This window comes from Pseudomonas sp. 31-12 (assembly GCF_003151075.1).
Classification (GTDB): Bacteria; Pseudomonadota; Gammaproteobacteria; order Pseudomonadales; family Pseudomonadaceae; genus Aquipseudomonas.
Genome location: NZ_CP029482.1, coordinates 2,364,028 through 2,390,026, shown reverse-complemented (window position 1 = coordinate 2,390,026; position 25,999 = coordinate 2,364,028). Strand labels below are relative to the sequence as shown.

The 25,999-nt window shown below is 53.9% G+C and carries 24 protein-coding genes; 8 read left to right on the top strand and 16 right to left on the bottom strand.

The features are described from left to right. The first annotated feature begins 181 nt into the window (after positions 1-181). Positions 182-1,177 carry a tRNA dihydrouridine(20/20a) synthase DusA gene (gene dusA, locus DJ564_RS11095; protein WP_109629070.1) on the top strand — a complete coding sequence of 332 codons (996 nt, stop codon included), beginning with the start codon at positions 182-184 and terminating at the stop codon, positions 1,175-1,177. A 54-nt stretch (positions 1,178-1,231) separates the two neighbouring features. Here dusA and DJ564_RS11090 read toward each other — a convergent pair whose 3' ends face one another. Next, positions 1,232-2,065, bottom strand: coding sequence for an undecaprenyl-diphosphate phosphatase (locus tag DJ564_RS11090; protein WP_109629068.1), 834 nt, complete (start codon positions 2,063-2,065; stop codon positions 1,232-1,234). 499 nt (positions 2,066-2,564) lie between these two features. On the opposite strand from DJ564_RS11090, the gene DJ564_RS11085 reads away from it, so the two are divergent. From DJ564_RS11085 to DJ564_RS11070, 4 genes are all read left to right on the top strand, one after another. Then, positions 2,565-3,305: a winged helix-turn-helix domain-containing protein gene (locus DJ564_RS11085; RefSeq protein ID WP_109629066.1), complete on the top strand. Its 741-nt coding sequence runs from the start codon at positions 2,565-2,567 to the stop codon at positions 3,303-3,305. A 28-nt stretch (positions 3,306-3,333) separates the two neighbouring features. Further along, a complete protein-coding gene (locus tag DJ564_RS11080) occupies positions 3,334-4,083 on the top strand; it encodes an EAL domain-containing protein (RefSeq protein ID WP_109629064.1) in 750 nt (249 codons plus the stop codon). A 30-nt stretch (positions 4,084-4,113) separates the two neighbouring features. Beyond that, on the top strand, positions 4,114-4,803 hold the full coding sequence (locus tag DJ564_RS11075) for a helix-turn-helix domain-containing protein (protein WP_109629062.1): 690 nt from the start codon (positions 4,114-4,116) through the stop codon (positions 4,801-4,803). Between the two features lie 362 nt (positions 4,804-5,165). After that, positions 5,166-6,560, top strand: a complete 1,395-nt coding sequence (locus DJ564_RS11070) for an undecaprenyl-phosphate glucose phosphotransferase (protein ID WP_109629060.1) — start codon at positions 5,166-5,168, stop codon at positions 6,558-6,560. Positions 6,561-6,817: 257 nt separating this feature from the next. Here DJ564_RS11070 and DJ564_RS11065 read toward each other — a convergent pair whose 3' ends face one another. The 6 genes from DJ564_RS11065 to galE form a co-directional block, all read right to left on the bottom strand. After that, a complete protein-coding gene (locus DJ564_RS11065) occupies positions 6,818-8,896 on the bottom strand; it encodes a YjbH domain-containing protein (RefSeq protein ID WP_109629058.1) in 2,079 nt (692 codons plus the stop codon). Further along, positions 8,893-9,654, bottom strand: coding sequence for a capsule biosynthesis GfcC family protein (locus DJ564_RS11060; RefSeq protein WP_109629057.1), 762 nt, complete (start codon positions 9,652-9,654; stop codon positions 8,893-8,895). Before DJ564_RS11060 ends, DJ564_RS11065 begins: the two co-directional genes overlap by 4 nt. Continuing rightward, entirely contained in the window at positions 9,651-10,316 is a 666-nt protein-coding gene (locus DJ564_RS11055) for a YjbF family lipoprotein (RefSeq protein WP_109629055.1), read from the bottom strand. Before DJ564_RS11055 ends, DJ564_RS11060 begins: the two co-directional genes overlap by 4 nt. Positions 10,317-10,330: 14 nt before the next feature. After that, positions 10,331-11,386, bottom strand: coding sequence for a polysaccharide biosynthesis/export family protein (locus tag DJ564_RS11050; RefSeq protein WP_109629053.1), 1,056 nt, complete (start codon positions 11,384-11,386; stop codon positions 10,331-10,333). Between the two features lie 141 nt (positions 11,387-11,527). Beyond that, positions 11,528-11,770 carry a hypothetical protein gene (locus tag DJ564_RS11045; RefSeq protein ID WP_109629051.1) on the bottom strand — a complete coding sequence of 81 codons (243 nt, stop codon included), beginning with the start codon at positions 11,768-11,770 and terminating at the stop codon, positions 11,528-11,530. Between the two features lie 140 nt (positions 11,771-11,910). Beyond that, positions 11,911-12,927 (bottom strand): UDP-glucose 4-epimerase GalE, encoded by a 1,017-nt coding sequence (galE, locus tag DJ564_RS11040; protein ID WP_109629049.1) that lies wholly within the window; start codon positions 12,925-12,927, stop codon positions 11,911-11,913. 311 nt (positions 12,928-13,238) lie between these two features. Here galE and galU point away from each other — a divergent pair, with 311 nt between their 5' ends. Both galU and DJ564_RS11030 read left to right on the top strand, forming a co-directional pair. Next, positions 13,239-14,072, top strand: coding sequence for a UTP--glucose-1-phosphate uridylyltransferase GalU (gene galU / locus DJ564_RS11035; protein ID WP_109629047.1), 834 nt, complete (start codon positions 13,239-13,241; stop codon positions 14,070-14,072). Between the two features lie 28 nt (positions 14,073-14,100). Further along, entirely contained in the window at positions 14,101-14,508 is a 408-nt protein-coding gene (locus DJ564_RS11030; RefSeq protein WP_109629045.1) for a mannose-1-phosphate guanylyltransferase, read from the top strand. A 4-nt stretch (positions 14,509-14,512) separates the two neighbouring features. Here the strand turns inward: DJ564_RS11030 and DJ564_RS11025 are convergent, their stop codons facing one another. The 8 genes from DJ564_RS11025 to DJ564_RS10990 all read right to left on the bottom strand — a co-directional run bounded on the left by DJ564_RS11025 (position 14,513) and on the right by DJ564_RS10990 (position 24,097). Then, a complete protein-coding gene (locus DJ564_RS11025) occupies positions 14,513-15,652 on the bottom strand; it encodes an SGNH/GDSL hydrolase family protein (RefSeq protein WP_109629043.1) in 1,140 nt (379 codons plus the stop codon). Positions 15,653-15,695: 43 nt separating this feature from the next. Beyond that, positions 15,696-16,733, bottom strand: coding sequence for an acyltransferase family protein (locus tag DJ564_RS11020; RefSeq protein ID WP_109629041.1), 1,038 nt, complete (start codon positions 16,731-16,733; stop codon positions 15,696-15,698). A 12-nt stretch (positions 16,734-16,745) separates the two neighbouring features. Further along, positions 16,746-17,849, bottom strand: a complete 1,104-nt coding sequence (locus DJ564_RS11015; RefSeq protein WP_109629039.1) for a hypothetical protein — start codon at positions 17,847-17,849, stop codon at positions 16,746-16,748. Next, complete coding sequence (locus DJ564_RS11010) at positions 17,849-19,069, bottom strand: phosphoribosylaminoimidazole carboxylase (protein WP_109629037.1); 1,221 nt, start codon at positions 19,067-19,069, stop codon at positions 17,849-17,851. The genes DJ564_RS11015 and DJ564_RS11010 overlap by 1 nt, the downstream gene beginning before the upstream one ends. Beyond that, positions 19,066-20,178 (bottom strand): polysaccharide pyruvyl transferase family protein, encoded by a 1,113-nt coding sequence (locus tag DJ564_RS11005; protein ID WP_109629036.1) that lies wholly within the window; start codon positions 20,176-20,178, stop codon positions 19,066-19,068. The genes DJ564_RS11010 and DJ564_RS11005 overlap by 4 nt, the downstream gene beginning before the upstream one ends. 14 nt (positions 20,179-20,192) lie before the next feature. Further along, a complete protein-coding gene (locus DJ564_RS11000; RefSeq protein WP_109629034.1) occupies positions 20,193-21,275 on the bottom strand; it encodes a glycosyltransferase in 1,083 nt (360 codons plus the stop codon). A gap of 107 nt (positions 21,276-21,382) precedes the next feature. After that, complete coding sequence (locus DJ564_RS10995) at positions 21,383-23,611, bottom strand: polysaccharide biosynthesis tyrosine autokinase (RefSeq protein WP_109629032.1); 2,229 nt, start codon at positions 23,609-23,611, stop codon at positions 21,383-21,385. A 45-nt stretch (positions 23,612-23,656) separates the two neighbouring features. Then, positions 23,657-24,097, bottom strand: a complete 441-nt coding sequence (locus DJ564_RS10990; RefSeq protein WP_109629030.1) for a low molecular weight protein-tyrosine-phosphatase — start codon at positions 24,095-24,097, stop codon at positions 23,657-23,659. Between the two features lie 302 nt (positions 24,098-24,399). Here DJ564_RS10990 and DJ564_RS10985 point away from each other — a divergent pair, with 302 nt between their 5' ends. After that, a complete protein-coding gene (locus tag DJ564_RS10985) occupies positions 24,400-25,377 on the top strand; it encodes a glycosyl hydrolase family 5 (RefSeq protein WP_109629028.1) in 978 nt (325 codons plus the stop codon). Positions 25,378-25,389: 12 nt separating this feature from the next. Here the strand turns inward: DJ564_RS10985 and DJ564_RS10980 are convergent, their stop codons facing one another. Then, positions 25,390-25,794, bottom strand: coding sequence for a hypothetical protein (locus DJ564_RS10980; RefSeq protein ID WP_256597492.1), 405 nt, complete (start codon positions 25,792-25,794; stop codon positions 25,390-25,392). Positions 25,795-25,999 lie beyond the last annotated feature (205 nt).

Here is a 25,999-nt window from a genome sequence, read left to right as displayed (position 1 = left end):
ATTCGTCAGACATTATGAAACCTGACCGTGCGACAGCATTGGTTCAGCTATGGCGGTTTTTGGATGTAAAAAAGGGCGCTCTCTTCTACCGCAACGCCCCCAAGTCAGACTCGCCTCAACCTCAAAAGCCCATTCCTGATAAACTCCTCCACCACCCAGCCCCACCGATTCCAGATCCCCAATGCCCTCAATCACCGCCACACCCGCCCCGCTCTCCCGCCGCTTCTCCGTCGCCCCGATGATGGATTGGACTGACCGCCACTGCCGCTTTTTCCTACGGCTACTCTCCAAGCACGCCCTCCTCTACACCGAAATGGTGACCACCGGCGCGCTCCTCAACGGTGATCACGACCGCTTCCTCCGTCACAGCGAAGCCGAACACCCGCTCGCCCTGCAACTCGGCGGTAGTGTTCCGTTGGACCTGGCCGCCTGCGCCCGTATGGCCCAGGACCACGGTTACGACGAGGTGAATCTGAATGTCGGCTGCCCGAGTGATCGGGTACAGAACAATATGATTGGCGCGTGCCTGATGGGGCACCCGCAGTTGGTGGCGGATTGTGTGAAGGCGATGCGGGACGCAGTGTCGATTCCGGTGACGGTGAAGCATCGGATCGGGATTAATGGGCGGGATAGTTACGAAGAGTTGTGTGATTTCGTCGGGACGGTTCGGGATGCCGGGTGCACGAGTTTTACGGTGCATGCGCGGATTGCGATTCTGGAGGGGTTGTCGCCGAAGGAGAACCGTGACATTCCGCCTCTGCGTTATGACGTGGCGGCGCGGTTGAAGGAGGATTTTCCGGAATTGGAGATTATTCTCAACGGCGGGATCAAGACGCTGGAGGCGTGTCATGCGCATTTGCTGACGTTCGACGGCGTGATGTTGGGCCGTGAGGCGTATCACAATCCTTATGTGATGGCTGAGGTGGATCAGCAGTTGTTTGGCAGCACGGCGCCGGTGATCACTCGAGCGGAGGCGCTGGCGCAGTTGCGGCCTTATATAGCGGCGCATATTGATGCGGGTGGTTCAATGCACCATATCACCCGGCATGTGCTGGGACTGGGCACCGGGTTTCCGGGGGCGCGCAAGTTTCGGCAGTTGTTGTCGGTGGATATTCACAAGGCTAAAGAGCCTTTGGCGTTGCTGGATCAGGCGGCGGAGTTGCTAGAAGGGCGTTAATCCGTTTTATCTTTATAAATACCAGGCTGGCGGGTCCGCAGCCTGGTTCAAGTGTCAGAGCGCTGCTGCTTCAGTCCAGTTAACCCAACCGAATACCCAAGTCGCCAGGATCAGCAAACCGAATGCGATCCGGTACCAGGCGAATGCGGCGTAGCTATGGCTGGCGATAAACTTGAGCAAGCCGCGCACGGCGATCATGGCGAAAAAGAACGCGGTGACGAAGCCCAAGGCGAAGACTGGCAGGTCGCCGGCCTGGAACAGATCGCGATACTTGTAGCCTGAGTAGACCGCCGCACCGACCATGGTCGGCATGGCCAGGAAGAACGAGAACTCGGTGGCCGCCTTGCGCGACAGTCCAAACAGCAACCCACCGATAATGGTCGACCCAGAGCGTGAGGTGCCCGGTATCATCGCCAGGCATTGAGCGAAACCAACCTTTAACGCGTCAGACCAGCGCATGTCGTCGACATGGTCGACATACACCACATGTTCCCGCTGCTCAGCCCACAACATGATGATGCCGCCCACAACCAATGCAGTCGCCACGGTGATTGGGTTGAACAGATACTCATGAATCTTATCGGCGAACAATACGCCCAAGACGACGGCCGGCATAAAACCGATCAATAAGTTCAAGGTAAAACGTTGTGCATTGCGTTGGATTGGCAGGCCTGTGAAGATCTCGAGGATCTTGCGGCGAAACTCCCATACCACAGCAAGGATGGCGCCCAGTTGAATGATGATGTTGAAGGCCATCGCTCGCTCACCGCCGAAGTCGAGCAGGTCCGCCACAATGATCTGGTGCCCAGTACTGGATATAGGCAAAAACTCCGTCAGCCCTTCCACCACGCCTAAAATCAATACCGTTACGGTAGTCCAAAAATCCATTAATCCCCCTCATCGACAAAAGCAAATCCGCTGACGAACTTCTAATTTAGCGCCAACGCGTCAGTAAAGCGCATTTAGCCTTCTATTAAAACTCAACGTTAACAATCGTCCATGACCACAACATCAACCGGGGTGTTATATAACAACCAATATCACCTAGTTCAAAACTAACGACAGGCCCAAAACGACACATAAATCAGACTAGTTACGTCAACTCATAATACCCATTTAACCAATTCAACTACGGATGCTCTAGCCACCGGCGCCATGCTTATTGAACTGGAAAAGCGGGGCATTGAGCGAAAAGATGGCACAATGATACTCCTTTGCCACTGCGCGAACCAAGCGCACGCAGCACAAAGGATCTCGTCAGATTGACAGCAATGTTAAAAAATTTGTGACGCCTGCTTGAAAAATCCGTGAAATGTTACCAATTGTCAGTCACAAATGAGAATTGGTGCTTTAACATCCAAATGTCAGCACCCAGCCGAGTCAAAGCATGATGCTTACAGGGAAATTAACGAATACCAGCCACAGCCACGCAAAGGAGGTGACGGGTATTCTCACCATTGGGCGGACCCATAGTTTAGCTGAGGGTTTCAAGACATCAGTTGCAAGTTACGTAGCGCAGGATATACCCGTTGATACGATGTGCTACAACAACTCGTTTAAAAAAAACAAGGAACTCTATTCATACCGTGCAGCATTCATAGTCATTGATAGCCCTCAGGCATTCGATGAAAGCCTCGCCCTCGTGGAAAATATGCGTGCCGACAACCACGCCCTTATTATCTTTGTGGCCATCACCGGCAAAGGCACTTATAACAAGATGAAATACTATCTTGCAGGGGCCGACCATTGTATTAAATTCAGCATGACTCCTGAAGAAAACACGGACGCACTTTCCGAGTTCTTTAATAGCGCAGAATGGCACAAGCAGCACAATTTGCTCTTGGATCCGACGCGCATGTGCTTGATTGGAGACTACAAGAAGCTGGATGTATCGTTTCCGGAAATGAAAATCCTTGAAGCTTTTTCCGAAACGAAAAATCAAATATTGAGCCATGATGAAATCGCCAGAATCATGGGTCTGAATATAACGTTTTATGACCCAAGAGCCTTGGAAAAATCTATCAGCCGCCTTCGCGGAAAGATAAAAGGTATGTATGGCACCAACGCCATTCAAAGTATTCGTGGGCATGGATATCGTCTTGTCAGGGGTCTGATCTCGACCGCCTGATGATTAATATGCAGGGAGTTATTGCAATATGAACGCTACGATGAGCGCGTCACACATCTATCGTGCGAGTCATTATCTGTCTCGACAATTGATCCTCACTCGCGACGACTGCCCATTTGGCAGTGAGATCAGAATTCAGTTTGACGCCAGTCAGACTCATGCATCCTATGCTGTACCGCAAGAGATAAACGGCATTTACAGTGAAGTTCTCATGCAGACTCGGCTGATTGCCTTTTCGCTAAAGGACCATAATATTTCTAGCAAAAACAAATACTTAAGCCGTCGATTCGTTTGCGCTGGGCAGTCAGATCTGGCCGATTCCGCACTCACGGAAGAGTTGATACAGTCCAGCGACGCCCTTCGCAACTTTGGCCAGACACTGGTTATCGCGTTCAATGAGTTACCCCTTTCGGCGGTCAGCTTTATTGATAAAAAGAAAATCCTCAACAACGTATATCTGTTGAAAGATCACGGTGTAGAAATCGCGTTCGATGGCTATAACATCGAAAACGAAAGTATCGAAATATTTACAACCCTGAATCTTTTCGACTATATAAAGATTCCTCTTTCAGCCCTAGACTTGAGCCTTAAACTGACGGGCAACCCCGATTTATTCAATCGTCTGCACGAACGCATGACCATGCTGACTCACACCACCAAAGTCGCGTTTATAGCTGACAGAGTCGAGCATGCGGCTAGCCATATACTGGCACGCGCATTACCTTTTGATTACTTTCAAGGGAGCCATTACTCCCCTGCCGACATCCTATTAAACTAAAATCCGAGTGCACCCCTTCAGGAGAGAGACATGGAAAGCAGTACACCCCTCCCCAGAAAATATTTTGTCGTCGTTACTCATAGCCCGGCATTACAACTTGAGCTTGAGGCATTACTATCGAGCGAGCGATATAATTCATTCGGTACGTCGCAGGCAAAGATGTTTGTCGAAGGTGTTGCCCTACCTTCTTCCGCCCCTAAGCTAATGGAGTTTATTTCCCCTCACCTTGACAGGTTTGTCCCTCCTGTTATCAAACATGATACACAGCGCATACTCTCGACCTTCGAATCCGAGTGGCGAGCGGCGCAGTCAGAAACACGGTTTAATAACAGATCTTCACTGGCAGATGAAGACCGAGATGACACCCGGGACTCCCCGTCCAATGTGTCGACCAGCCCCCACTACCCTTATACCGAAGCCTGGCGACTCAGCAATGTCAATGGCGCTTTGATTAAAGACGACGTCGAAATTGTCTTGACTGGCCTGGAGGCCACACTGGTCAAAAAGATGCTGCACCATGATGACCGGGTAGTCAGTAAAGATGACCTTATTCGGAGCATTGGCAGAGAACCCGAACACTATCGAGGCTTGGAAATGTGCCTGAGCCGGCTACAGGAAAAGTTTAAAAATGCCAGTAATGGTGAACGTCTTTTCCGAGCGGTTAGAAATCGCGGCTATTGCCTGATTCAAAAAATCATTCGGGGGAAAAGCCTCACCTGAGCCAATGAAATGACCACCATGGTAGTGCATACAAAAACAACAAAAGCACCCCACCACTTCATCTTTTCAGCACCTCTCTCCTCTCAAATAAATCCCGCTTGAACCTCCCCTCAAACAACTTAAATTCTCGACTATTTCTAACACCTCGCCACCCCCAACATAACCGTCAAACGAATAACTCACCCGTTAAAAGTCGTCAGACAGCTTTCAGCCCAATAAATTAATCTATTCACTGACGAGCGCGCCGCACAGTGGCGTTTCGACCGTCAATGTTTTGCCCTCTTATAAAAATAATAATGTTTGTTACATCAACTTGGCTGTTGTCTGTCGACGCGCGAATGGACGTATTTTGGGGATATCGCATGGTTAACAATCTTCGTATCAATCGAAATACCCACCTCAAAGGATTGACCTTCTGGGGACAATGGGCACTGGGTCAGGGCTTTGTTGTAGCCCTGTTGTTTCTATTGGTTTATTACCAGACCGGAACGGTAGAGTTCTATTATCGAGTGTGCGCAATTCTGACGGTACTTGCTTCGGTTCCCGCCTATACCTGGTGTGGCGTCTATGCGAAGAAAGATAACTACCTGGAGGGATTGGGACGTTTGTTGATGGGCTGGACAATGACCCTGGCGGCATTGGCCTGTGTGGCGTTCATCTGCAAGGCTGATGAACTGTTTTCCCGTCAACTGATTCTGGTATGGGCCGCCTGCGGTTACATCGGGCAGGCACTGTTTTACGTTCCGCTGCACGGCTTCTCGCAATACTATCAACGCTCACTTCAAAGCGAGCATAAAACCCTGATCGTCGGTACCGGCGAGTTGGCATTGGGACTCGCCAGGAAGCTGCGTAGCCTTGAACACTTCCCACTGGTGGGGTTGGTCAGCACCGACACCACGCTCCCGCTGGCGATGGGCTCACCGCCGATCGTAGGCCCGCAGGAGCAGCTGCTGGAGTTGATCAAGGCCCATGACATCCGACGTTTGTACATCACGCTGCCCCTGAGTGAAGCGGCAAAAATCGAAGCGATGTATATCGATTTGCTGGGTGCCAACGTAGACGTGGTCTGGGTACCGGACTTGAACAGTCTGACGCTGCTCAACCACTCGGTAAGAGTCGTGGACGGCCTGCCGGCGATCTACTTGAATGAAAGCCCGTTGACCAGCCAGCCGACCGCGGCACTGAGTAAGAGCCTGCTGGAAAAGAGCGTGGCGCTGTTGGCCATTGTGCTTCTGAGCCCGCTGCTGTTGCTGATTGCCCTGGCCGTTAAACTCAACTCCCCGGGCCCGGTGTTTTTCAAGCAAGACCGTCACGGCTGGAATGGCAAGGTGATCCAGGTCTGGAAGTTTCGCTCGATGCGCGTGCATGACGATCTTGAGGTCAAGCAGGCCAGTCGTAACGATTCAAGGATCACTCCGGTTGGACGCTTTATCCGCCGTACGTCCCTCGATGAGTTGCCGCAACTGATCAATGTGCTGCAAGGCCATATGGCTTTGGTCGGGCCGCGTCCCCACGCCGTTGCGCACAATGATTACTACTCCGGGAAAATTCTCGCCTACATGGCGCGTCACCGAATCAAACCGGGGATTACCGGGTTGGCTCAAATCAACGGTTGCCGCGGCGAGACCGACACCATCGACAAAATGCAGAAGCGTGTGGAGATCGATCTCAAGTACATCAATAACTGGTCGTTGTGGCTGGACCTGAAGATCTTGGTAAAGACACCTTTCACCTTGCTGTCAAAAGACATTTATTGATGGCTTAGAAATCAGAAACCGCAAAACGACAAGGGGACGAAAGTCCCCTTTTTCGTGGGCGTCTATCAGGCTTGGATACGGACTCAAGACCATTAACAGGGGATCTATGCGAGCCCCCTGCTTACCGTTGTGAATAGGTGGGATAACGCAGGGAATCCTGCGCAGAAGTGTCCTCACTGTAAAACCTTCCGGGCATCACCCTTCCGGTTGACCGCGTCGCGAACTACAACGCCTGTCGCCCTGTAGTTCGCCCGCCTTCACTCAGTGATTTTGTCGAAGTTGCGGTAGAACAAATCGCTGTCACGGCTATCGGTCATGGAATGCAGCCAGTAGCTGCGATTGAGCCGCGCACCGCCGTCCCGGGTCAGCGGAGACCAGACGATATTGGCGCGACGCATGGTCGACATGCTCATCAGTTCGTCGAAAGGAATGGAGATGTAGATGCCCTTGTCGAAGCTGCCTTCGCCGTATTCCTCTTTTGTCGCGGTGGTGAGCGTGGCCCAGGCACCGAATCGCACACCATTACGGAACTCCCGCGACAGGTCGACGGTGGCGCCCCAATCCCGCGCCAGGTAACGGCCGACACTGACGGCTGCCTGGGTATCGAAAGGCAAATCGGTATAGCCGGTGATGTGGCCGGTCACGGTTGAGTAATCACGCAGGCCAAAGCCCTGGTTGAACTCGCGCTGACGCACGTAGTTCAGGTCTGCACCCACCGACCAGCGCTGGCCTGCCGGACGAAACAGTACCTCACCGCCAACCCCGGCAAACATCGACTCCAGATAGCCGCCGTAGACCATGCCGTACAGGTCTTTATCCAACTGCTCGGCATGGGTGAGTTGGAACGTGGGCATGGTGACGTCAGAGGTCGTGAGGTACTTGCGCAGGTCCGTCCGTACTCGAGGCAAGCCACTCGGTGCGTCGTAGGTAAAGTTGTCGTAGTTGTTCACCAGGTTGGCACTGAGCAGGCCGCTCCACCAGGTATTGCGCGTGAAGCGATACTCGGCGTCCGCATCGGCACTCAACTGATAGAGCAAACCGTCAGGGCCACCGACGTTCTGTTTGTAGCCCAGCCCGATGCCGTAGTTGAACGGATCGCGCGCCGCAGTAAAGAGCGTGGTCTCGTTGTGCGGCATCGCCCCATTGACCTCGGTCGTGCGGTGCAACGTTTGCAGCGGCTCCTCGTTATTGACCACTTCGCGAAAGGTCTGGCGAGGCACGCTGGTTTCTTCCAGCGGCATGTCGTAGCGCTTGTTCACCAAGGTGAACCAGTCGATATCGTCATTGACGCTGTTGTCCAGGATCCGGCTGGCGCGGCCGACAGCTTTGGCTGAATGGAAATAATTGGTCTGCTCGCCGTACACAAACAACTCGGGGCCGCGCTGGGTGATGCGCTCGACTTTGTAGCCAGCATTTTTCTGCAAGCGTTGGGACACGTTGGCCCAATTGACCTGATCCGGAGGGGTGGCGGGTGCCTGTGTCGGCAAACGCTCCGCCGGCGGATCGTAAGTCTTGGCCGGCGTCTTGCGGCTGACGAAGTTGGTATGCAGTGTGATGCCGAACATCGCGGTATTGCCGCGCTCCCAACCCGCACTGAGATCCACCGAATCGGTCAGCTTGAACACTGCGCCGATATTGATGGGCGAATCTTGCTTGATGGCATTGTCTTTCGGCTCGTTTTTGTAGTCGTTGCCTTCGTACTCGAGCTTCAGGCTGAGCGGGTCCCACGGTGTCTGGTAGGTGACGCCGCCAAACAATGAAGGTCGCCCACGGAAATAGGCATTGGTGTTGACGTCACCGGTGCCCTCGCCGTCCGGCCGGGTGTTGAAGCGATCCGCCGCCCAACCCAGCGGGTTGTCGAAATCGCCTCGATTGCCGATGTATCCCCAGGCGATACCGGCGCTGAAATCAAAGTCGTCATAGCGTTTGTTGGCGACCAGGAATTCACTGGAGAACAGGCCGGTACCGCCGATGTCGCGAAAGCCCAGGGCCAGCTCAGGCGCCCAGTGGCTTTCTTGCCACAGGCGGACCTTGAGGTCCACGGCCTTGTCTTTATAACTCTGGTCGCCGCTCAACGACTCGGGGCCATACCGGCGGTTGGTGATCGCGGTGTAGCGAAACGAACCTTCCAGCCATTCAAACGGCTGCAATGAAACGCTGTAACGGGTATAGGGATCGGTTCGACTGGCATTCACGCTCAGTTCACCGGCCGGGGCCATTCGGGCCGTCGGCGTCTGCATCAAGCCCACGCCGCCGAAATCATTTTGAGTCAATCGCGGCTCTGCGTGAGCCAAACCACACGGCAACAGCAGCACTGCAGCAAAACGTAAATTCAAGGAACCACCTCAGCCAGTTGCGTGGCAAGAAATTCGGCCAACTGCTGATTCAGTTCAGGTATAGGCGGATTAAGATCATCGGTTTTGACAGGAACCAGGATTTTGCTACCGGCCGCAGGCACCTGCCCGCTTTCGCGATTCCACGGCGCAATGCCGACCCGGCGGGTGACACCATCGGGCTGAATGATCCAGAGGTAATCGGCGTCGGCATCGACCAAAGGCGAACACCCTTGCAGGTAATCGCGGGCTTCCTGCAGCGGGCGATAAGCGAGCCGGCACGGTTCGGCGACAGCGCCCAGCACTTCAACCCCATCGGAACGCATCGGATAGATCAGGCTGTCGCCATCATCGAGTCGGAAGTTGCGCGCGAACCCGACCTCGACCGCGACCGGATCCAGCACCGCCACCTGACGCCCGGTGACCGGCAATCGGCTGACGTGCTCGTACAACCGCAACGCCAATGCCGCCCGGCTCGGGCGATCGAAGAGCAATGCGGTGCGTTGCAGCACCTTCAAATCGAACAAGACCCCGGCTTTGAGCCGAGTCTGCTCCTCGATCAATGAGTGTCGCAGCCAGGCGGCCGCCAGCCAGTAGCTTTCAGGATTGGGTTGCGCGACACGCATCACGTCCAGCACGCGGCCCCCGGGTTGCAGTTCGACCGGCCCCGGATTGCGCACATCGCCGCTGACGGTGACGGCCGCATTCGCGCCGCCGGCGATCAACAACAGGCACGTCCATAACACCTTGGGAAACTTCAACGGACAGCCCTGCGTTCAGAGGTCAACTGCACGATCTTCACCCTGAGTTGCCCCGTCAGTTGCTGCTCACTCTGGAGGATGAAACCGTTAGCCGGGTCGACCCAATAATGATTGGTCGCGCGCAGGCCAATGGCCGGAGCCTCTATCTGCTCATCGACACGCAGCACGGCGTATTCCTTGTCCAGGATCCTGATGGTCTCCATGGGTTTTCGGTTGAAGCGACTGCGCACGACCACACCCACTTCGTATCCGCGATAAAGATCGATCCAGCGCTGGCTGGTGTAGCCATCGGGCAATCGGTGAAGGCCTTGCTTGAACGGCGAATCCGCTTCGATACGGGTCCCGTCCAGGTCACCTTCGAAGCCCAGTCCGACAGTACGAACCGCCAGGCCGTCGCGCAGCAACAGCACCTGCTTGCCGGACGCGACCCAGTACTGCAAGTCGCCTCGCTCACGCACCATCGCCAACACCCCTTCACCAGAAGGGGTGGACAATTTGAGTTGCGGATACTGAACTTCGGCCACTTGCGCCGGGGTCAACTCCAGGTCGTCGGGCCCGGTGGCCACGGCTTTGAAGTTGGCCAACGTGGCCTTCATCAGCGGATTACATCCACACAACAGCAAGGCCGCCATCAAGCAGACGCTAACTTTCAACGTTCTCACAGTGGGACCAGACCTTATCTGCTGTTGGCTTCACTTAAATTGTTTTGTGCCGCCGCGCCCATGCCGAGAATCGAGGCCGATGGCACCAATTGACTGATGAAGCGGTTCCAGCGGGTGACGTTGGCAGGGCCTACGTAAACAATGTCCTGGGGACGAACATCGAAGTGAGTGGCGAGCGCCATGGCGGACGGCGACTCGGCTTGCAGCTGATAGATCTTGGCGGGTTCGACATCGAGGTTTTCCACCCCACGAATGACGTACACGGCGTTGCCGTTGGAGGTGGTCTGGTTCAATCCGCCTACCGAGCCAATGACGTCAGAAAGATTCATGGTGCGGGTCTTGAACGTCAACGCACGCGGCTGATTGACCTCGCCCATCACGTAAATCTTTTTGCTGTCGTTGTACGGCAAGTACAACTGATCGCCGCCTCTGAGGTAAACGTTTTGCAACTCGGCATTCTGCTGATTGAGCCCATCGAGATTCAGCGGATAGCTCCGTCCATTTCGCGTCAACAGCAACCCGGACAAATCCGCATTCAGCGGATCGACACCGGCCGAACCCAAGGCTTCGACCACATTGAGCGGGTTGGTGGAAATCGCTTGCGGGCCAGCTCTCAATACGGCGCCCGACACCACCACTTTCTGACTGGCAAAGCGCAATACGGCGACGTCCACTTGTGGGTCCGAGATGAAGGTCGATAACTTCTCGGCGATGTCGGATCGCAGTTGCTGGATGGTCTTTCCGGCTGCCTGGACTTCTTTGATGTAGGGGTAATAAAGCGTGCCATCGGAACGCACAAGACGGCCGTTCGCATCGATCTGCTGTTGCGCGCCAGAAGGTGCGGTCAGCTCGGGGTGATCCCATACCGTGATGTACAAGACATCGTTGTTGCCAATGCGGTATTCGTCGGGCGTGGTCAGCAATTCCGGAGGCAATGACTCATGTGTCTGAGTGGCCCTGTCCATGGCGATGAGCTTGGGGGTAATCGGAATAAGCTCGACCCGACTGTTTTCACTGGCGCCTTCGCGAGTGATATCGCTGGTGCTCATATGTTGCCCCGGCGAAAACATACAACCTTGCAAAGCAATACTTGCCAGCATTAAAAAAGGAACACTACGAATCATAATGGCACTACGCTATTCAAGGGCAAACCCAAAACAAGATCGCCCAGTGTTAGCCGGGCAATCTTGTGTGACACCTGCGGTATTTTTTCAGTTTGTGCCGGTGGTCCCGGTAGTGCCAGTTGTCCCGGTACTTCCGGTGGTTCCGCCGTTGGAACTTCCACCGCTGCTGGAAGCAGCCACTGCACCTGAAACCAGGGCAGTGCTAGCCAGTGCAGCTTGTGCCGCTGTTACATCACCCAGCACTTTTGTATCCAGCGTAAGAGGTGCTTCTACCGCAAACGCCCCGCTGCTCATCATGGACAGCGCGGCAATTACCATCATCTTTTTCATATCAAACTCCTTCCTGCGTGTTCTTTATATCTACGGACTTGCCGGTTGTGTTTCCAGTCAATTTTCCCGACCATAATTAACATCGCGCCCTGATATAACAGTTCAGCAGAAAAACCATGGGTTGAAGGGCCCCTCAAGCATTAGTCGATGTAGCCCCTGGGATGGTTCGATTGCCAACGCCAGGTGTCCGCCATCATCTCCTGCAAACTCCGCGTGGCCTTCCAGCCAAGCTCCTTTGCCGCTTTGGAAGGATCGGCCCAACACTCGGCGACATCGCCGGAACGTCGCGGCATCACGCGATAAGGCACTGGCCGCCCCGAAGCCTGCTCGAATGCCCGCAGGACCTCGAGAACGCTGTAACCGTCGCCCGTGCCCAGGTTCCAGATATTGATGCCGGTGCACGACGAGATCGACTGCAATGCCTTGAGGTGCCCGTCCGCCAGATCCACCACGTGGATGTAGTCGCGCACGCCGGTGCCATCGACGGTGGGGTAATCGTCACCGAATATCGACAGTTCCTGCAGGCTGCCGACGGCAACCTGGCTGATGTAAGGCACCAGATTATTGGGAATCCCGTTGGGGTCTTCGCCCATATGGCCGCTGGCGTGTGCGCCGATCGGGTTGAAATAGCGCAGCAGCGCAATGCTCCAGCGCGGCTCTGCCGCACACAGATCCTGCAGCACGTTTTCGATGAACAGCTTGGATTGCCCGTAAGGATTGGTCGGCGTGCCTGTAGGAAAATCTTCGTGAATTGGCATCTGCTCCGGCGCGCCGTACACCGTCGCCGATGAACTGAACACCAAGCGGAATACACCGGCCGCGGACATCGCCTGGCACAGCGTAATGCTCCCGCAGACGTTGGCTTCGTAATACTCAAGCGGCTTGCGCACGCTCTCGCCTACGGCTTTGAGCCCGGCAAAATGCAGGACAGCATCGATGCAGTGCTCCTGAAAAATCCGGTCCAGCAATGCCCGGTCGCACACATCCCCGCGAATCATCAACGGGGTTTTGCCGCAGATGGCTTCAATGGCGTGCAGCGACGCGTCAGAGCTGTTGCAAAGGTTGTCCAGCACAACCACGTCGAAGCCCGCCTCAAGCAGCGCAAGTGTGGTGTGAGAACCGATATAACCGGTTCCACCCGTTACCAGAATCTTCATAGAGCGGTCCATAGTGGGGTATTGAAGTGCTCGATTACATGCAATGTTTGATGCGCACGTAACGAAGTGACGCCGAACACTTATTAGCACTTCAAAACAACCGACACTATTGATAGACACCGACTAAAACTAACTAAACAACCTCAAGCCCGACAACTAATAACATTTACCCTACTCTGCACCCGCTAATAATTGCCAATAACCCCCCACTCAGGTATTAAAGTACAACTTCAGCAATACATCAAAACTCACGGCCATTCCCGACACTGCTCTCTGTATGGCTGTGGACAATGACTTTCCAGGATATATCTATGATTCGTAAATGCTTGTTCCCTGCCGCCGGTTATGGCACGCGTTTCTTGCCTGCTACTAAAGCAATGCCGAAGGAAATGCTGCCGATCGTCAACAAGCCTTTAATCCAGTACGCCGTTGAAGAAGCACGGGACGCCGGTCTGCAACACATGGCGATTGTGACCGGCCGGGGCAAACGTGCGCTGGAAGACCATTTCGATATCAGCTATGAACTGGAACACCAGATTCGCGGCACCGAGAAGGAAAAGTTTCTGGCCGGCACGCGGGAGCTGATTGAAACCTGCACGTTCGCCTACACCCGCCAGGTCGAAATGAAGGGCCTGGGGCATGCGATTCTCAGCGGTCGCCCCTTGATCGGCGACGAACCTTTTGCCGTGGTGCTGGCGGATGACTTGTGCCTGAACCTGCAAGGTGACGGCGTACTGGCGCAGATGATCAAGCTCTACAAAAAATTCCGCTGCTCGATCGTGGCCATTCAAGAAGTCCCACGGGATCAGACGCACAAATACGGCGTGATCGCCGGCGAGCTGATTTCCGAAGGCATCTACCGGGTCAACAGCATGGTCGAGAAGCCGGCGCCCGAAGACGCACCGTCCAACCTGGCAATCATTGGCCGTTACATTCTGACCCCGGATATTTTTGATCTGATCGCCGACACCCAACCAGGCAAGGGCGGTGAAATCCAGATCACCGACGCGCTGATGAAGCAGGCGCAAAATGGCTGCGTACTGGCCTACAAGTTCGAAGGAATGCGCTTTGATTGCGGTGGTGCAGAAGGCTATATCGACGCCACCAACTTTTGCTACGAGCAGCTGTATCTCAACGGTCTTTAACCCGACCCATTCACCCAGGCAGGCCACTATGACCACTGCAAAACGCTCGGCAGACATCGAACACAAAGCGAGCAACTTCGGGGTGATGGCCTGGCTGTCAAAAAACCCGTCGTTATCTTCCACCTCGGCTGCCTGGTTTGGTACACCCTTACTGGTTGAGCGCATCGGGGTGTTCCCCTCTTCGGGCGATATCCATCGCCCGGTCAGCAATCCCTTTGCGCTCTTGGACCACCTGAAAAGTCTGTACGCGCACCAGGCTCTGGATATGGATGATCGCGACGGACTCAAAGTGATTCTCAACGATTGGCGATTCCGGGTTCGCGTCCGTTACAGCGACCCGGCAATCGTTATCAATGTTGAAACCCGACGTGATCCTGACTTGATGCCAGTGAAGACCGCAGAGCTGCTGAGCCATCTGGAACACTTTGAACGGTGAGTGATTACTTCAACGCAGAATCGCATTCACTGACTCCACCGACAATCAAGCGATACACGTAATCGGAGATAAGCCGGCCGCCCGCCCCCGGGATCGGGTGTATTTTGTCCGGGCCAATCATGGGGGTCGGCCCGTCATTGGCGTAGCGTTTGAAGTCGGGTCCGAACGTGCACTGCAAACTCGAATACGCGATGTTTTGCGAACGCGCCCAGGGTTCAAGCACCTGGGCGTACTCCGTCATCGGATAGGCACTGGAGCGTGTCGTGTCCTGACGCAGGATCACGTTGATGCTCGCCGCCGGATGAACTTCACGAATCATCCGTACCAACCCTTTCATGTTCTCCAGGTAGTCCTTGGGCTTTACGCCAAATCCCTGGTCATTACCGCCTAACATGATCAGGTAAACGTCCGCCGGTATCTTCGAAACGACGGCCTTCCATTGGGTCTGCCATTGGCGATCGCTTTTATAAAAGTCACCTGAGGCGGCACCGGAAGCGGCGAGTTTGGAGACCCTGACGCCGCCACGATTATTAGCCAGCCACAGACCAAACAACGTCGGCGCACCTTTCACCACTTCGAGCCTTAGCGCCCATTCAGCCTTGGCGGGAACGCTTAGTTGCACTTCCTGAACCCCTGACCCCGTCATCGTCAAAGGATGCCAGTCGTCCGAAGGTGACCACCGGTAGCGCATCTCACTGGTTTTGCCATCGCCCAGATACAGCAATTTGGCTTGGGCGATGGAGGTATTGATGACCGCCGTTTCGTTGGAATCCACTTCTAGATAAGCACCCGGTTGCCCGGAAACGGTGCGGCTGTCCGGACTTGCCTGGCCAAGACTGGAAACGTCCCAATCCCCACCGAAGTGCTTCTTGCTGCTGCGGGTGTATTTGAAATTCGAGCCACCGAGTGCGGCGCCGTGATTGAACCCGACATAACCGGGTCCGGCGAAACCGAAATCTTTCGCCAGGTGTTGAGTGAGATCATTCAAGTAAAAGTCCTGCCCGGCGCTGTAGCTGTCGCCGATCACCGAGATGGCCAGTACCTCCCCCGCTTTACCCTTGGCCATTGCGGCAAGCCGTTCGCGTGGACGGCTCACTTCGATCACCGGAGCCGAAACGGGTCGTACATCTTCGACATAGTCCATTGGCTCATCCATCTATCTATAAGCAGGTCGGCAGAATCGGCGCTCAGGATTGAGACACCTTGAGCCCTGACACTGGAATCTTTTTGCTGCTTGAACGTTCGCCCAAAAACAGAACTGAAGTCATGGCAAAACGGCTGAAAATAGTCGACAGCACCACCGGCCCCAACAACCCGCACAACACACCGCCGACGACCAGAACGCTTTCGTCCGTAACGCCCAAACGCCCCAAGGCGAACCGTGAACTGGCGGCAAACAACACGTGAAAGAGGAAGATGGCGTAAGAATATCCGCCGAGCCAGATCAGTGCTTTGGAGCGCATGTCACTCGACAGTAGCGCGACACAGGACGTACAGCCAACGAGCAAACCGACAAGACTTCGGCGATCGACAATGAGTTCGCGATCCACCGCGGCGATATAAAGCAGCGCAACCGATATCAAGACGAACACGACCGGCCCGGTCACTTTGAGTGACTGCTTTAAAACACTGACCTTTTCGTGGCAAATCATCCCCGTCACGAAGAACGGCAGCAAATAGACAGCGCCATTGATGCCAAACGCATCGACCGGAAACAACGGCAGCAAGAACACCACCGCCGAGAACAAAAACAGCAGGTACAGCCGCGTCGCCGTCTGCAACAGACCGCGCCACTGTAAAAACCCGACAAACATAAAGATGATAAAAACCGCCTGCAAAAACCAGAAATGGTTAACCGGCACGTAGAACGACAACAAGGCGTCTATTAAACCGAGGTCCTTGTTCACACCTGGCCCGACAACCTGCAGCACCGAGAAAGGGATACCGACAAAAAACAAAGGCACGATCAACCGTCTCACCTTGCCAACGCAGTAAGCGGAGAAGTCATTGCCCCGGATTTTGTAAATCGAATAGATATAGCCCGAGATAAAGGTGAACAGCGGCATCCTGACGTACACCATCGAATCCGCGAGAATCCGAAATGGCGAGCCCAGGTCTATTTTCAGTCCGCCACCCAGCGGACCTATCACGTGATAGAGCACCAGCAACAGGCACGCCAGGCCCCTGAGCGTTTCTATTTCCAACGATTTTTTCTTGCTTTGCATAAACCGCAAACCTCAGCGCAACACGCTTGATTCAACCGACTCAGGTGTTCTTGAGCGCAACTGCAATCCCAGCCCCAGAAACAGCACCGGCACCACCATGGAGAAATGTCGGGCGAACGAGCCGAAGTCAGGCTCGAACAAACCCTGCACCAATAAAAAGGACAGTGGGATCGCAATCAGCTCTTTGACTTTCGGCGCGATGGTTGCGCCCTTGTAATGACTCGACGTCATCATTTTGAACATCAGCAACGAGGTCATCATCATCAGGACGACGAATATGATCTGCCCCAGGCCGGAGAGCAGAATCAACTCTACCGGGAACGACAGCCTGAAAAAGATGCTCATCGAGTCCACAGCCTGCGACACGAAATCACCGCCACTGAGCCACGACACGATCAACGACTTTGACCCCTCTTCACCGAGGGTCCGCTGTTCATTGTTACTGGCGCGAATGGACGAGACGGAATAGCCGACCAGCAATTGAATCGCCGTCGCGATCACCAGATAGAACATGAACAACATCACGAAAAAGCTGAAACGCGATACATGCTTTTTCATGAAGCACACACCGACCCAGACCAGTGAAAACAATATCCAGTAAGGGCGAATCAACACGCCGTAAAACAGCGCAGAAAGGAAAAAGCCCGCTCGGTATCGTTTCGAAAAGGAAAAAAACAAAATGGCGATCACCGCCACCGAGACAATGATTTCCTTGGTCAGGTTGTCCAGGAAAAATGACCTGACAACGCCCCACAGGCACAAGGTCAGGAAGATCGTTATCGGTATTCGTTTGAAGATGAAGATCGGGATAGAGGTCAGAAACAGATTGCACAGCATCCCGTATGCCCACGCATTGGTCAGGTTGATACCGGTGGGACGCAACAGGTAGGCGGAACATTCGTAAGAGGACCGGTCTGGTGAAAACGGATTCCAGAAATTGCAGTTGTCTGAACGTACGTATGACGTCCACAAGGTCATTGCATCAGGACCCGGATCGCGGTGCATCAATAGCGGCATCGCAATAGACAGAAAAAGACCACAGAGCAGAATCAGGAATGAAATGGGCGAATCGAGTTTTCTTCCGCGAAACTCTATGGACGGTAGAGAGATAGCCATTACAAGCTCCCCTTCGCCCGGGCAAACCTGGTCAGCAACGCAATAACGGCCAGTTGCACCGTAATTGAAAAGACATTGCCCCACGCCGCGCCATAAATTGAATAGTGCTTGATGAGCACATAACTGACAGGCAACGAAATCAGCAGGCAGATCGCCGCACTCGCTAATGAAACCCGACTGTTCCTGGAGGCGATAAGCCCCCCCCATACGATGTCGCCGACGGCGCGCAGGGCAAAAGAGAAAATCAGAATCGCTAAAATCCGGTTATCCGGACGCGGAACTGCCGCGGCCACGTAATCGAGCAGGATGTTAAAGAAGGCATAAATCAGCACAGCCACCGCGCAGGAAACAATGAGTGAACGCAGCACCCATTGATTGACGAATAACTGCCGGACCGTCAGCGCCTGCTGGTTGTCTTTATAACGCTTGGCGAGCACGGGAATGCCCACGACTGCGACAACCGCGTAGGACAGCGCTTGCAACGTATTGGCGGCGGACCAGGAATACACGTACTTGCCGAGGCTGGCATACGGTTCCAAGTCCAGAATCAGAAAACGTTCAGCGTACTGACTTAATGCGATCAGCCCACCGCCCAGATAAAAGGGCAGCCCTGCCCGCCACACCGAAACCGTGGTGACGGCACTGATGTCCCGCCCCTTGTGAACGTTAACCACAATCAAGTAACCGGCCACGATCACCATAAGGTTGGTCGCCACCCATAACCAAAGCACACTGGCGATGGTGGACACCACGCCCGCCATGAGTCCGCCCACGGCAACGAGCGCCCAGAGGCCGGTCTTGATGAAAAACAACAACGCGCCCCAGTTGGCTTTTTGTGCGGAAAAGACAAACGAGTTTATTTCGAAGGAAAGATGCTCGGTGAGCAGCAACAGCGTGACGCACGCGATCAACGCGGCACTCGCCTCAACATCGCTGAACAGTGAATAGAGTGCGACCGTGACCACCGATAACAACAAACCAACGGCCAGGTACAGAATCAGCACCTTATCAACGACGAGCCTTGTACTGCCTCCCACGCTGATCAGCCGATTGATTTCAGAGCTGAAGCCGACGCTGTAAAACTTGGAGGCGATCAAAGAGGCAGCGACCACCACACCGTAGAAACCCAATGCGTCATAACCCAGGTAATGAGTGATGGCCAACACCAGCAAAAACTTCGCGCCTAATGCCCCTCCCCGTAGCAACAACCGAAATATCATCGAACAATCCCTTTGATGATAGTGTCCATCAGCTCCGTTTTGGCTTCGATTTCTTTGCAGGTATCCGTCAGCTTCTTACCGAATCGGGACAAGGCGTTTGGCGCGTAAACAGTGTCGATAATGGTGTCGACATTGATATCTCCACCGTTGATCACCCAGTCTTCCACGCCCATATCCTGATAGGCGCCAAAGCCTTTTCGTTCATAGCTGATATGGAACGCAGGCACGCCGGCGAGGAGCGATTCAATGGCTCCGTGCAGCCTCACGGAAATGACCAGATCAGGCTGATACTTGGCCAGTGTCGCCTTCAGGGGCAGGAGGTCCTCGGTAATACCGAGTTCCCGGTAGAACGCCCCGTCATCGTTGCCACGGACGGCGCTCTGGACAGCGCAGACCACTTTGCTCTTCGCCCTTAGTCGCTTCAACAGAAGCTTCAGGTTGGCAACATAGGCAACTTTCTTCTCTTTGCTCCATTCCGGCGGTTTGCGTAAAACCACGCAAACCACGGCAGGCGATGACGCACATCGAGTGAACTTGGGTTGCATCAACATCTTTTTCGCCAACGCCTGGACCGCCAGGTCTGGCGCTCGATAGACATTTTCATTGGCTTCGAAAATGGCCGAAGACCTGTTGTCACGGACAAACACCGCATCGGCGCTGGCGTAGTGTTTTACGATGGCACTGCTCTCACCGTGGAACGGGCCAATACTTTGCGGCAGGTAAACCGACGGCACCTTGCTCAAGATCGCCGTTTCGAGTTGTTTGGCATGACCCAGTTTCAGCTTGATGTGTTCAAAGGCGCTTTTTGACCGCATGTACCCGCCGCCCACCCCGACAATCAGATCGGTAGTGCTCAAGAGGTCAGCGAGCGGCGCGTAAGACTGTTTAAGGAACACCGCTTCTTTTACGCGCCCCAGCCCTTTAGCCGCCATGACCGGCGCGTCATACCGCTTATACGGAAGATAACTGAATGATTTGGGGTCGGACGCAACGACGTTGATTAACGTGTCAGCACCAAAGTTTCGCAGCACCAGGGCGATAGCCAAATCCACGAGAAGGCCGTCACCTGAATTGGATGCACTGTAGCCATGCAAAATAGTTACGTTCATAGCTTGATATCTACTTAATAAGTTTGAGCGGAATACACGTCGTAGGTTTGCTGGATCATCAGCGATGCGCTGAACCGTTCGCGCACCCGCTTGCGGCTTTCGGTGCCGAGTTCCAGCAACTTCTGTTTCTTGATATTCACTAAAATGTTGGTCAGCGCTTGGTGATCGCCCGTTGAAAATATGTAGCCCGTGACGTTGTGCGTCACCAGTTCAGGCAGGGATGTACAGTCACTGGCAATAACGGGGACGCCCATGGCCATTCCTTCGAGAGGGACCATGGCAAAACCTTCCCAGCGACTGGGGACAATCAGGGCATCGGCCGTTTTATAGAGGGCATTTACTTCGGCCGGGGTCACCCAAGGCAGGTATTCCACGGCGTCAATGACGGGGCACTCCACCGACTCCTCATTCACGGCACTGCCAACAACCGTCAGTTTCAAGTCGGTGCGCTCGACGTCCGTGAACGCCTTGAGCAAAACATCAAAGCCCTTCTGGTAGTCCAGTCGCCCCACAAACAAGAGCTGAATATCCGTACGCTGATCGGACAGGCTCTCATCGTTTTTATAATGAATGCCGTTGTAGATCAGTTTCATGCGGTGACGGTCGATACCAAACGAGGCCGCTTTATCCAGTTCATATTGGCTGACACAGATAATGACATCCGTCACTTTCTGCAAAAGCCGCTCAATCAGCGAATACACTTTCTGTTTGGCCGGAGAGCTTTCCATCAAGAACGAAAACGCGTGCGGGCAATAGATGATTTTCGGTGACCGCCAAGGGCGCATGACCAGGCAGACGCATCGACCTATGACGCCGGAAAACGTGCTGTGCAAGTGCACGACATCAGGTTTTTCCTTGAAGATCACTCGGATGAGTTGCCAGGCAAACCGCAGCAGGGAGACAACATCTCTCTTGTTCCGAGAGAACGTCCTGATGTCTTTTTCGTCAATGCCATGCAGTTCTTTCTTCTGGTCGAACGGGATCAAATAGACCAGTTCATACTGCTGGACGTCGTCCTCAGGGGGGGTCGATATCGTCCGAATGACCGTCGCAACGCCACCTTTGATCGTTTCTGCTACGTGTAATATTTTTTTCACAATCCACCCAATTCCATGAACGTATTCGCAGGGCAAAAGAAACCCGGAAAGTGGTTAACGATCGTTAATCCACTCTCAACCTGATTACCTGGCAGATAGCACTCGCATCACGACTTGTCAGAGGCGTATTCATAGTTGTAATAGCCGTAGCTGCCATTACCGTAATAACTGGACGCCCGCTTCTCGACACCGTTAAAAATCGCACCTTTCAATTCGATACCGTTTTGAGCAAATCGACGAATCGTCAATTCGATCTCTTTGGCTGGATTTACACCGAAGCGCGTCACGATCAGATTAATGGCGGCTTCTCGACCAACGATTGCCGCATCGGTCACGGCCAGAAGAGGTGGCGTGTCGATGATCACCACGTCGTAGAGTTCGCTTAGTTCTGCGAGTAGCGCTCTGAAGTTGGCATGCATCAACAGCTCTGACGGGTTGGGCGGCACCTGTCCACGGCTGATGAAATGCAGGTTTTCGATTTCTAGCTTATTGATCGCTTGCTCAATGCTGCAGCGCTTGGTCAACAGATCGGACAAGCCATTGCTGATTGGAGTCGCTAACGTTTTGTGCAGATGACCTTTGCGCATATCAGCATCGATCAGGACGACCCTCTGCCCGCTTTGCGCAATGACCGCGGCCAGGTTAGAAGAGACAAACGTCTTGCCAACCTGAGGGCTCGGACCGGAAATCATGATCCGGTTGTTGGTCGCATCCAGCCCGGCAAAGTGCAGGCAAGTTCGCAGGCTGCGTATCGATTCGATCGACAGGTCGGTGGGGTTACGCAGGGCCAATAGAAACGACTGGCTGTTGTCGCCGTCGTCGAGCCGGACTTTTTTAGTGTCCTCTTCCTGTTGCAGGGTGCTGTAAGGAATGGAGGCATAAACGGGCAGCCCAAGTTGCTCGATGGCTTCCGGCCCTTCGAGTCCTCTGCCCAGCGATTTACGCACTAACACCAGGGCAACACCGACAAAGCCCCCCAGGAAAGTTGCAATCAGGACGATCAGGGCTTTGCGGGGTTTGACCGGGGTGGTGATGTCGACGTCCGCCGTATCAATCAGCCGCGCATTGCCGACCGCCCCTGCCCTGACGATGTCCAGCTCCTGGGATTTATTCAGAAGTTGGGTATAGATCTGTGTTGCTACTTCCACGTCACGGGTCAGGTTTAACAGTTCCTGCTGTGTCGCTGGCAGCCCTTGGACCTTCTTTTCCAACCCTTGTCGCTGCTTGTTCAAATCACCCATCTGAGCCATCAAGGCACGGTAGGCCGGGTGCTCTCGGGTGAACTTTCGATCCATGTCCGCTTGCTGGAGTTTCAGGTCCGAAATGCGCGTATCCAGCACCACAATCTGTTCCAGGACAGACTTGGTTTCGAGCGAGATGTTTACCGTATTGCCGCGGGTTTGATAGCTGTTCAGCGCGTTGCTGGCTTTGACCAGATCGTCTTTGACTTGCGGAAGTTGCGCCTGCAGAAACTCCAGACTCTGGGCCGCCTCGGCAGAAGTGCGTTGCACATTCTGCTGCACGTAAAGCCTTGAGATCTTGTTGAGAATCTTCACCGCCATGGCGTAATCGGTGCTGGCCAGGGCCAGGCTTATAATGCCCGACTCTTTACCTTGCTCGGAGACTTCGAGGGCGTCCTGGTAATTCTGAATGGTGACGATACGTGGATTGCGCACCACTTCAAATTTAGTGCCTGGATTCGCGATCATGCTCGCGATGAGCACCTCGACACCCTCCTGCGCGACGGACTCGCCTGTAACTCCGTCGGCCAACAAACCGCCATTGTCGTCGTAGAGCTTGAACCGATTGCGCTCTTCGGCAACCAGCGTCAGTTTCTTGCCCAGCAGCTCATTCGGCAGATGCAGCTGTTCGATATCAAGGCGCTCGCCGCCCCATGCATAACTGCTCATGCCAAAGCGCGGCGGCGAAACCGTTTCCGTTGGCGTACTTTTATATCGCCGTGCGAGAAAGCCGCCGATAACGGGAAAGGTGTTGGGGGTGATCACAATATCAAGACGCAGATCATCGACCGTTTTACCGATGACCGCGCGGGACTTGATGATGCCGATCTCAGTTGCCGCCGGTGATTGCCCACCGAGCATGCTGCTAATATCCGAGAACCCCAGCATGTCGTTCTTTTTCGGCTCGACCTGAACCAGCGCGTTCGCCAGATACACGGGTGGCGATAAAACCGAATACGCGGCACCGGTCACCATGAACGCCCCGGTGATGGCCCCGATCAACCATTTATGGTCAATCAATGTGCCTAATAAACCGAGCAGATCAATTTCGTCTTTATCTTGATCCCGGGTGTTGATTACTGACGGTAACTGCATAAGGTCTATTCTTTTACCATTATTACTAATCTGAAAATTCGTCCATCAACGTCCGAGGCGCTGCGCCCATGAGCAAACGGCATCTTCAATCAATGCGTGGGCATGGACAAAAGCAGCTGTTCCTTGACGATACGGGTCCTTTATTTCGCGCTCGCTTTGCCACTTCCCCAGAAGAAACACTTTGCCCCTGGCGTGTGATGCAATCTTTAGTACGCCCTGCACATGCTCTTTTTCCATGACCAGAATCAGGTCTGATTCATTAACAATGGCTGGCGTGATCTGCCGCGCTTTAAACCCTTGGGCTGCATGCCCTTGCTCTTCCAGAACCCGAAGTGCGTCGGGCTCCATAGACTCACCCACCCGCGCGTTCAATCCCGCGGAGGTCACTGAAATACCTGAAGGTTGCAGCGCATGACGAAGCAACAGTTCAGCGGTCGGACTTCGGCAAATATTGCCGACGCACACCACAAGAATCTTTCTGAACAAGGCTACTCTTCCCGTGTAGTGTCGAATCGGCCCACGTATAGCGAGGAGTTTATTGAACCGATAAGATCATCCCGCATCCGGAGAGGGATCCATCATGAAAATACTTTCGTATTAAATACCACGACACCTAAAAAACGCCCAACCGGAAAGACGGACCATAAATAACAATTGAGATATGGAAGTTGTTTATCCGACAAAAATTAACAATGAAGCGCCTGGAATAGAGGAATGATGATATCGCTGTATTAACTGACTAATGCTATTTTCACCCGGCTCACATTGAATCATCAGGAAATCCAGCTATGCCCTCCCCGCGTTTGCGACTGATTGCCACTTCAACACTATTTTTACTTGGCGCATGCAGCCACGCTGATGCCAGCGAGGCTTTTTCAACACTAGCGCAAGACAACAAGACAATAGGCGTCCAGGTCAAGATTCAGAATTTCTCAGCCGCCGACGCCCACCAGATCAAAGCCTCCGGGTTCGGATTCGTACGCTTTGGCGTATGGACGAACAGCCTGGGCAACCCGGCGTACCAACACCAGATTGATGAAGCCTTCGCTTCCGCCAAATCCGCCGATCTACCGGTATTGATGACTGTTCGCTCAACCAAAGCGTTAACCCACAAGACGCAAAGCAGTGACAGTGATCTCGCCGCAGCGGGAGACGCCTTCGCGAACTCGGTCATCGGCCTTGAAAACGCCTTCAGCACGCAGCTTGTGGCCATTGAAATCTGGAATGAACCAGACTTGCCAAAATACTGGCCTACCCAGGATTTTGAAGTAACGTTTGTGCCTTTCATGAGCTCAGTGTGCAGCACACTGCAAAAGCGCGATCACTCAACACCACTGATCGGGTTCGGGTTCGCAAAGGCACCCACCAAAGACTCCAAGGCGACCGTCGCACTGACTAAAATCCTGAAGGATTATCCGCAATGCCTCAGTGCTGTTTCTTACCACCCCTATGGCATGTCGGGCACGCAGATCAGCACTACTCAAGCGTTTATCCTTGAGAACTTCCATGTGCCGGGGGTCATTACCGAATGGGGTGTGCCATCGCTCAGTTCCATCGGAGGCACCGCCGGACAAGCATCACGCATCACAAGATTCATCTCGGATGTCAAAAATCTAAATATCCCGCTGACCTCCCTTTACGAGTGGAAAAACAGCGACTCTGGCAGTAATGATCGCGAGAGAAGTTTCGGATTGAAGTCGTCTGATGGACAATCAAAACCTGCGGAAACAGCCGTCAAAATGTTATTAACGTCGCCCGGTGAATGAAGCCGCGCTACGTTAAATCTGGCTTCTATTAATCAACTCCGCATAACTCGCAGCGTCCATTGCCAGTGATGCCTCCACCAGCACTTCGAACAATACGACTTGCGCTTCGAGGCGCAGGTCATGTTTGAACATCTGCGAATCGCTTATTTGCTTCATCAGCACGCCTGTGACTTGCCTGGGCATACTGTGTTTTACTCGTTTCAGCCAGCCAGGGATTTTCTTTGTTGCTTTCACCCTGCCCATCTCCACCAGCCCCTTTAGATTGTCCGGGTGGTTTTTCTTTGAAGCGGCCATCAACTCTTCAAACACGCTGGTCAACTTTTTCAAGGCATAACCGAGAATAAGATCATCGAAGGCCTCCACCATGGCGGACACCCGTTCCTCCTGTGAAATCATCTTCTCATCCAACACCTGCATTTATGCGCGCCACATTACACGCCATCCGAGCGGCTCTTTTTGACTTCTTATAACGTCTGAACTTGACCATTTTTAACACTCACGGACACCGCCATGCAGGCATGACAGGTCAGGCGCCGGCGTTGCCCGAGAGCCGTCAACGGTCAGTTGCTTTGAACCTGCGCCGCGTTTTGGCATCGTATTAACCGATACCCGCGCCCCGCCT

Excerpts from the sequence above, each read along its gene's own strand:
- dusA (WP_109629070.1), top strand. The coding sequence starts at position 182 with ATGCCCTCAATCACCGCCACACCCGCCCCGCTCTCCCGCCGCTTCTCC.
- DJ564_RS11090 (WP_109629068.1), bottom strand. The coding sequence starts at position 2,065 with ATGGATTTTTGGACTACCGTAACGGTATTGATTTTAGGCGTGGTGGAA.
- DJ564_RS11085 (WP_109629066.1), top strand. The coding sequence starts at position 2,565 with ATGATGCTTACAGGGAAATTAACGAATACCAGCCACAGCCACGCAAAG.
- DJ564_RS11080 (WP_109629064.1), top strand. The coding sequence starts at position 3,334 with ATGAACGCTACGATGAGCGCGTCACACATCTATCGTGCGAGTCATTAT.
- DJ564_RS11075 (WP_109629062.1), top strand. The coding sequence starts at position 4,114 with ATGGAAAGCAGTACACCCCTCCCCAGAAAATATTTTGTCGTCGTTACT.
- DJ564_RS11070 (WP_109629060.1), top strand. The coding sequence starts at position 5,166 with ATGGTTAACAATCTTCGTATCAATCGAAATACCCACCTCAAAGGATTG.
- DJ564_RS11050 (WP_109629053.1), bottom strand. The coding sequence starts at position 11,386 with ATGTTTTCGCCGGGGCAACATATGAGCACCAGCGATATCACTCGCGAA.
- DJ564_RS11045 (WP_109629051.1), bottom strand. The coding sequence starts at position 11,770 with ATGAAAAAGATGATGGTAATTGCCGCGCTGTCCATGATGAGCAGCGGG.
- galE (WP_109629049.1), bottom strand. The coding sequence starts at position 12,927 with ATGAAGATTCTGGTAACGGGTGGAACCGGTTATATCGGTTCTCACACC.
- galU (WP_109629047.1), top strand. The coding sequence starts at position 13,239 with ATGATTCGTAAATGCTTGTTCCCTGCCGCCGGTTATGGCACGCGTTTC.
- DJ564_RS11030 (WP_109629045.1), top strand. The coding sequence starts at position 14,101 with ATGACCACTGCAAAACGCTCGGCAGACATCGAACACAAAGCGAGCAAC.
- DJ564_RS11025 (WP_109629043.1), bottom strand. The coding sequence starts at position 15,652 with ATGGACTATGTCGAAGATGTACGACCCGTTTCGGCTCCGGTGATCGAA.
- DJ564_RS11020 (WP_109629041.1), bottom strand. The coding sequence starts at position 16,733 with ATGCAAAGCAAGAAAAAATCGTTGGAAATAGAAACGCTCAGGGGCCTG.
- DJ564_RS11015 (WP_109629039.1), bottom strand. The coding sequence starts at position 17,849 with ATGGCTATCTCTCTACCGTCCATAGAGTTTCGCGGAAGAAAACTCGAT.
- DJ564_RS11010 (WP_109629037.1), bottom strand. The coding sequence starts at position 19,069 with ATGATATTTCGGTTGTTGCTACGGGGAGGGGCATTAGGCGCGAAGTTT.
- DJ564_RS11005 (WP_109629036.1), bottom strand. The coding sequence starts at position 20,178 with ATGAACGTAACTATTTTGCATGGCTACAGTGCATCCAATTCAGGTGAC.
- DJ564_RS10995 (WP_109629032.1), bottom strand. The coding sequence starts at position 23,611 with ATGCAGTTACCGTCAGTAATCAACACCCGGGATCAAGATAAAGACGAA.
- DJ564_RS10985 (WP_109629028.1), top strand. The coding sequence starts at position 24,400 with ATGCCCTCCCCGCGTTTGCGACTGATTGCCACTTCAACACTATTTTTA.
- DJ564_RS10980 (WP_256597492.1), bottom strand. The coding sequence starts at position 25,794 with ATGCAGGTGTTGGATGAGAAGATGATTTCACAGGAGGAACGGGTGTCC.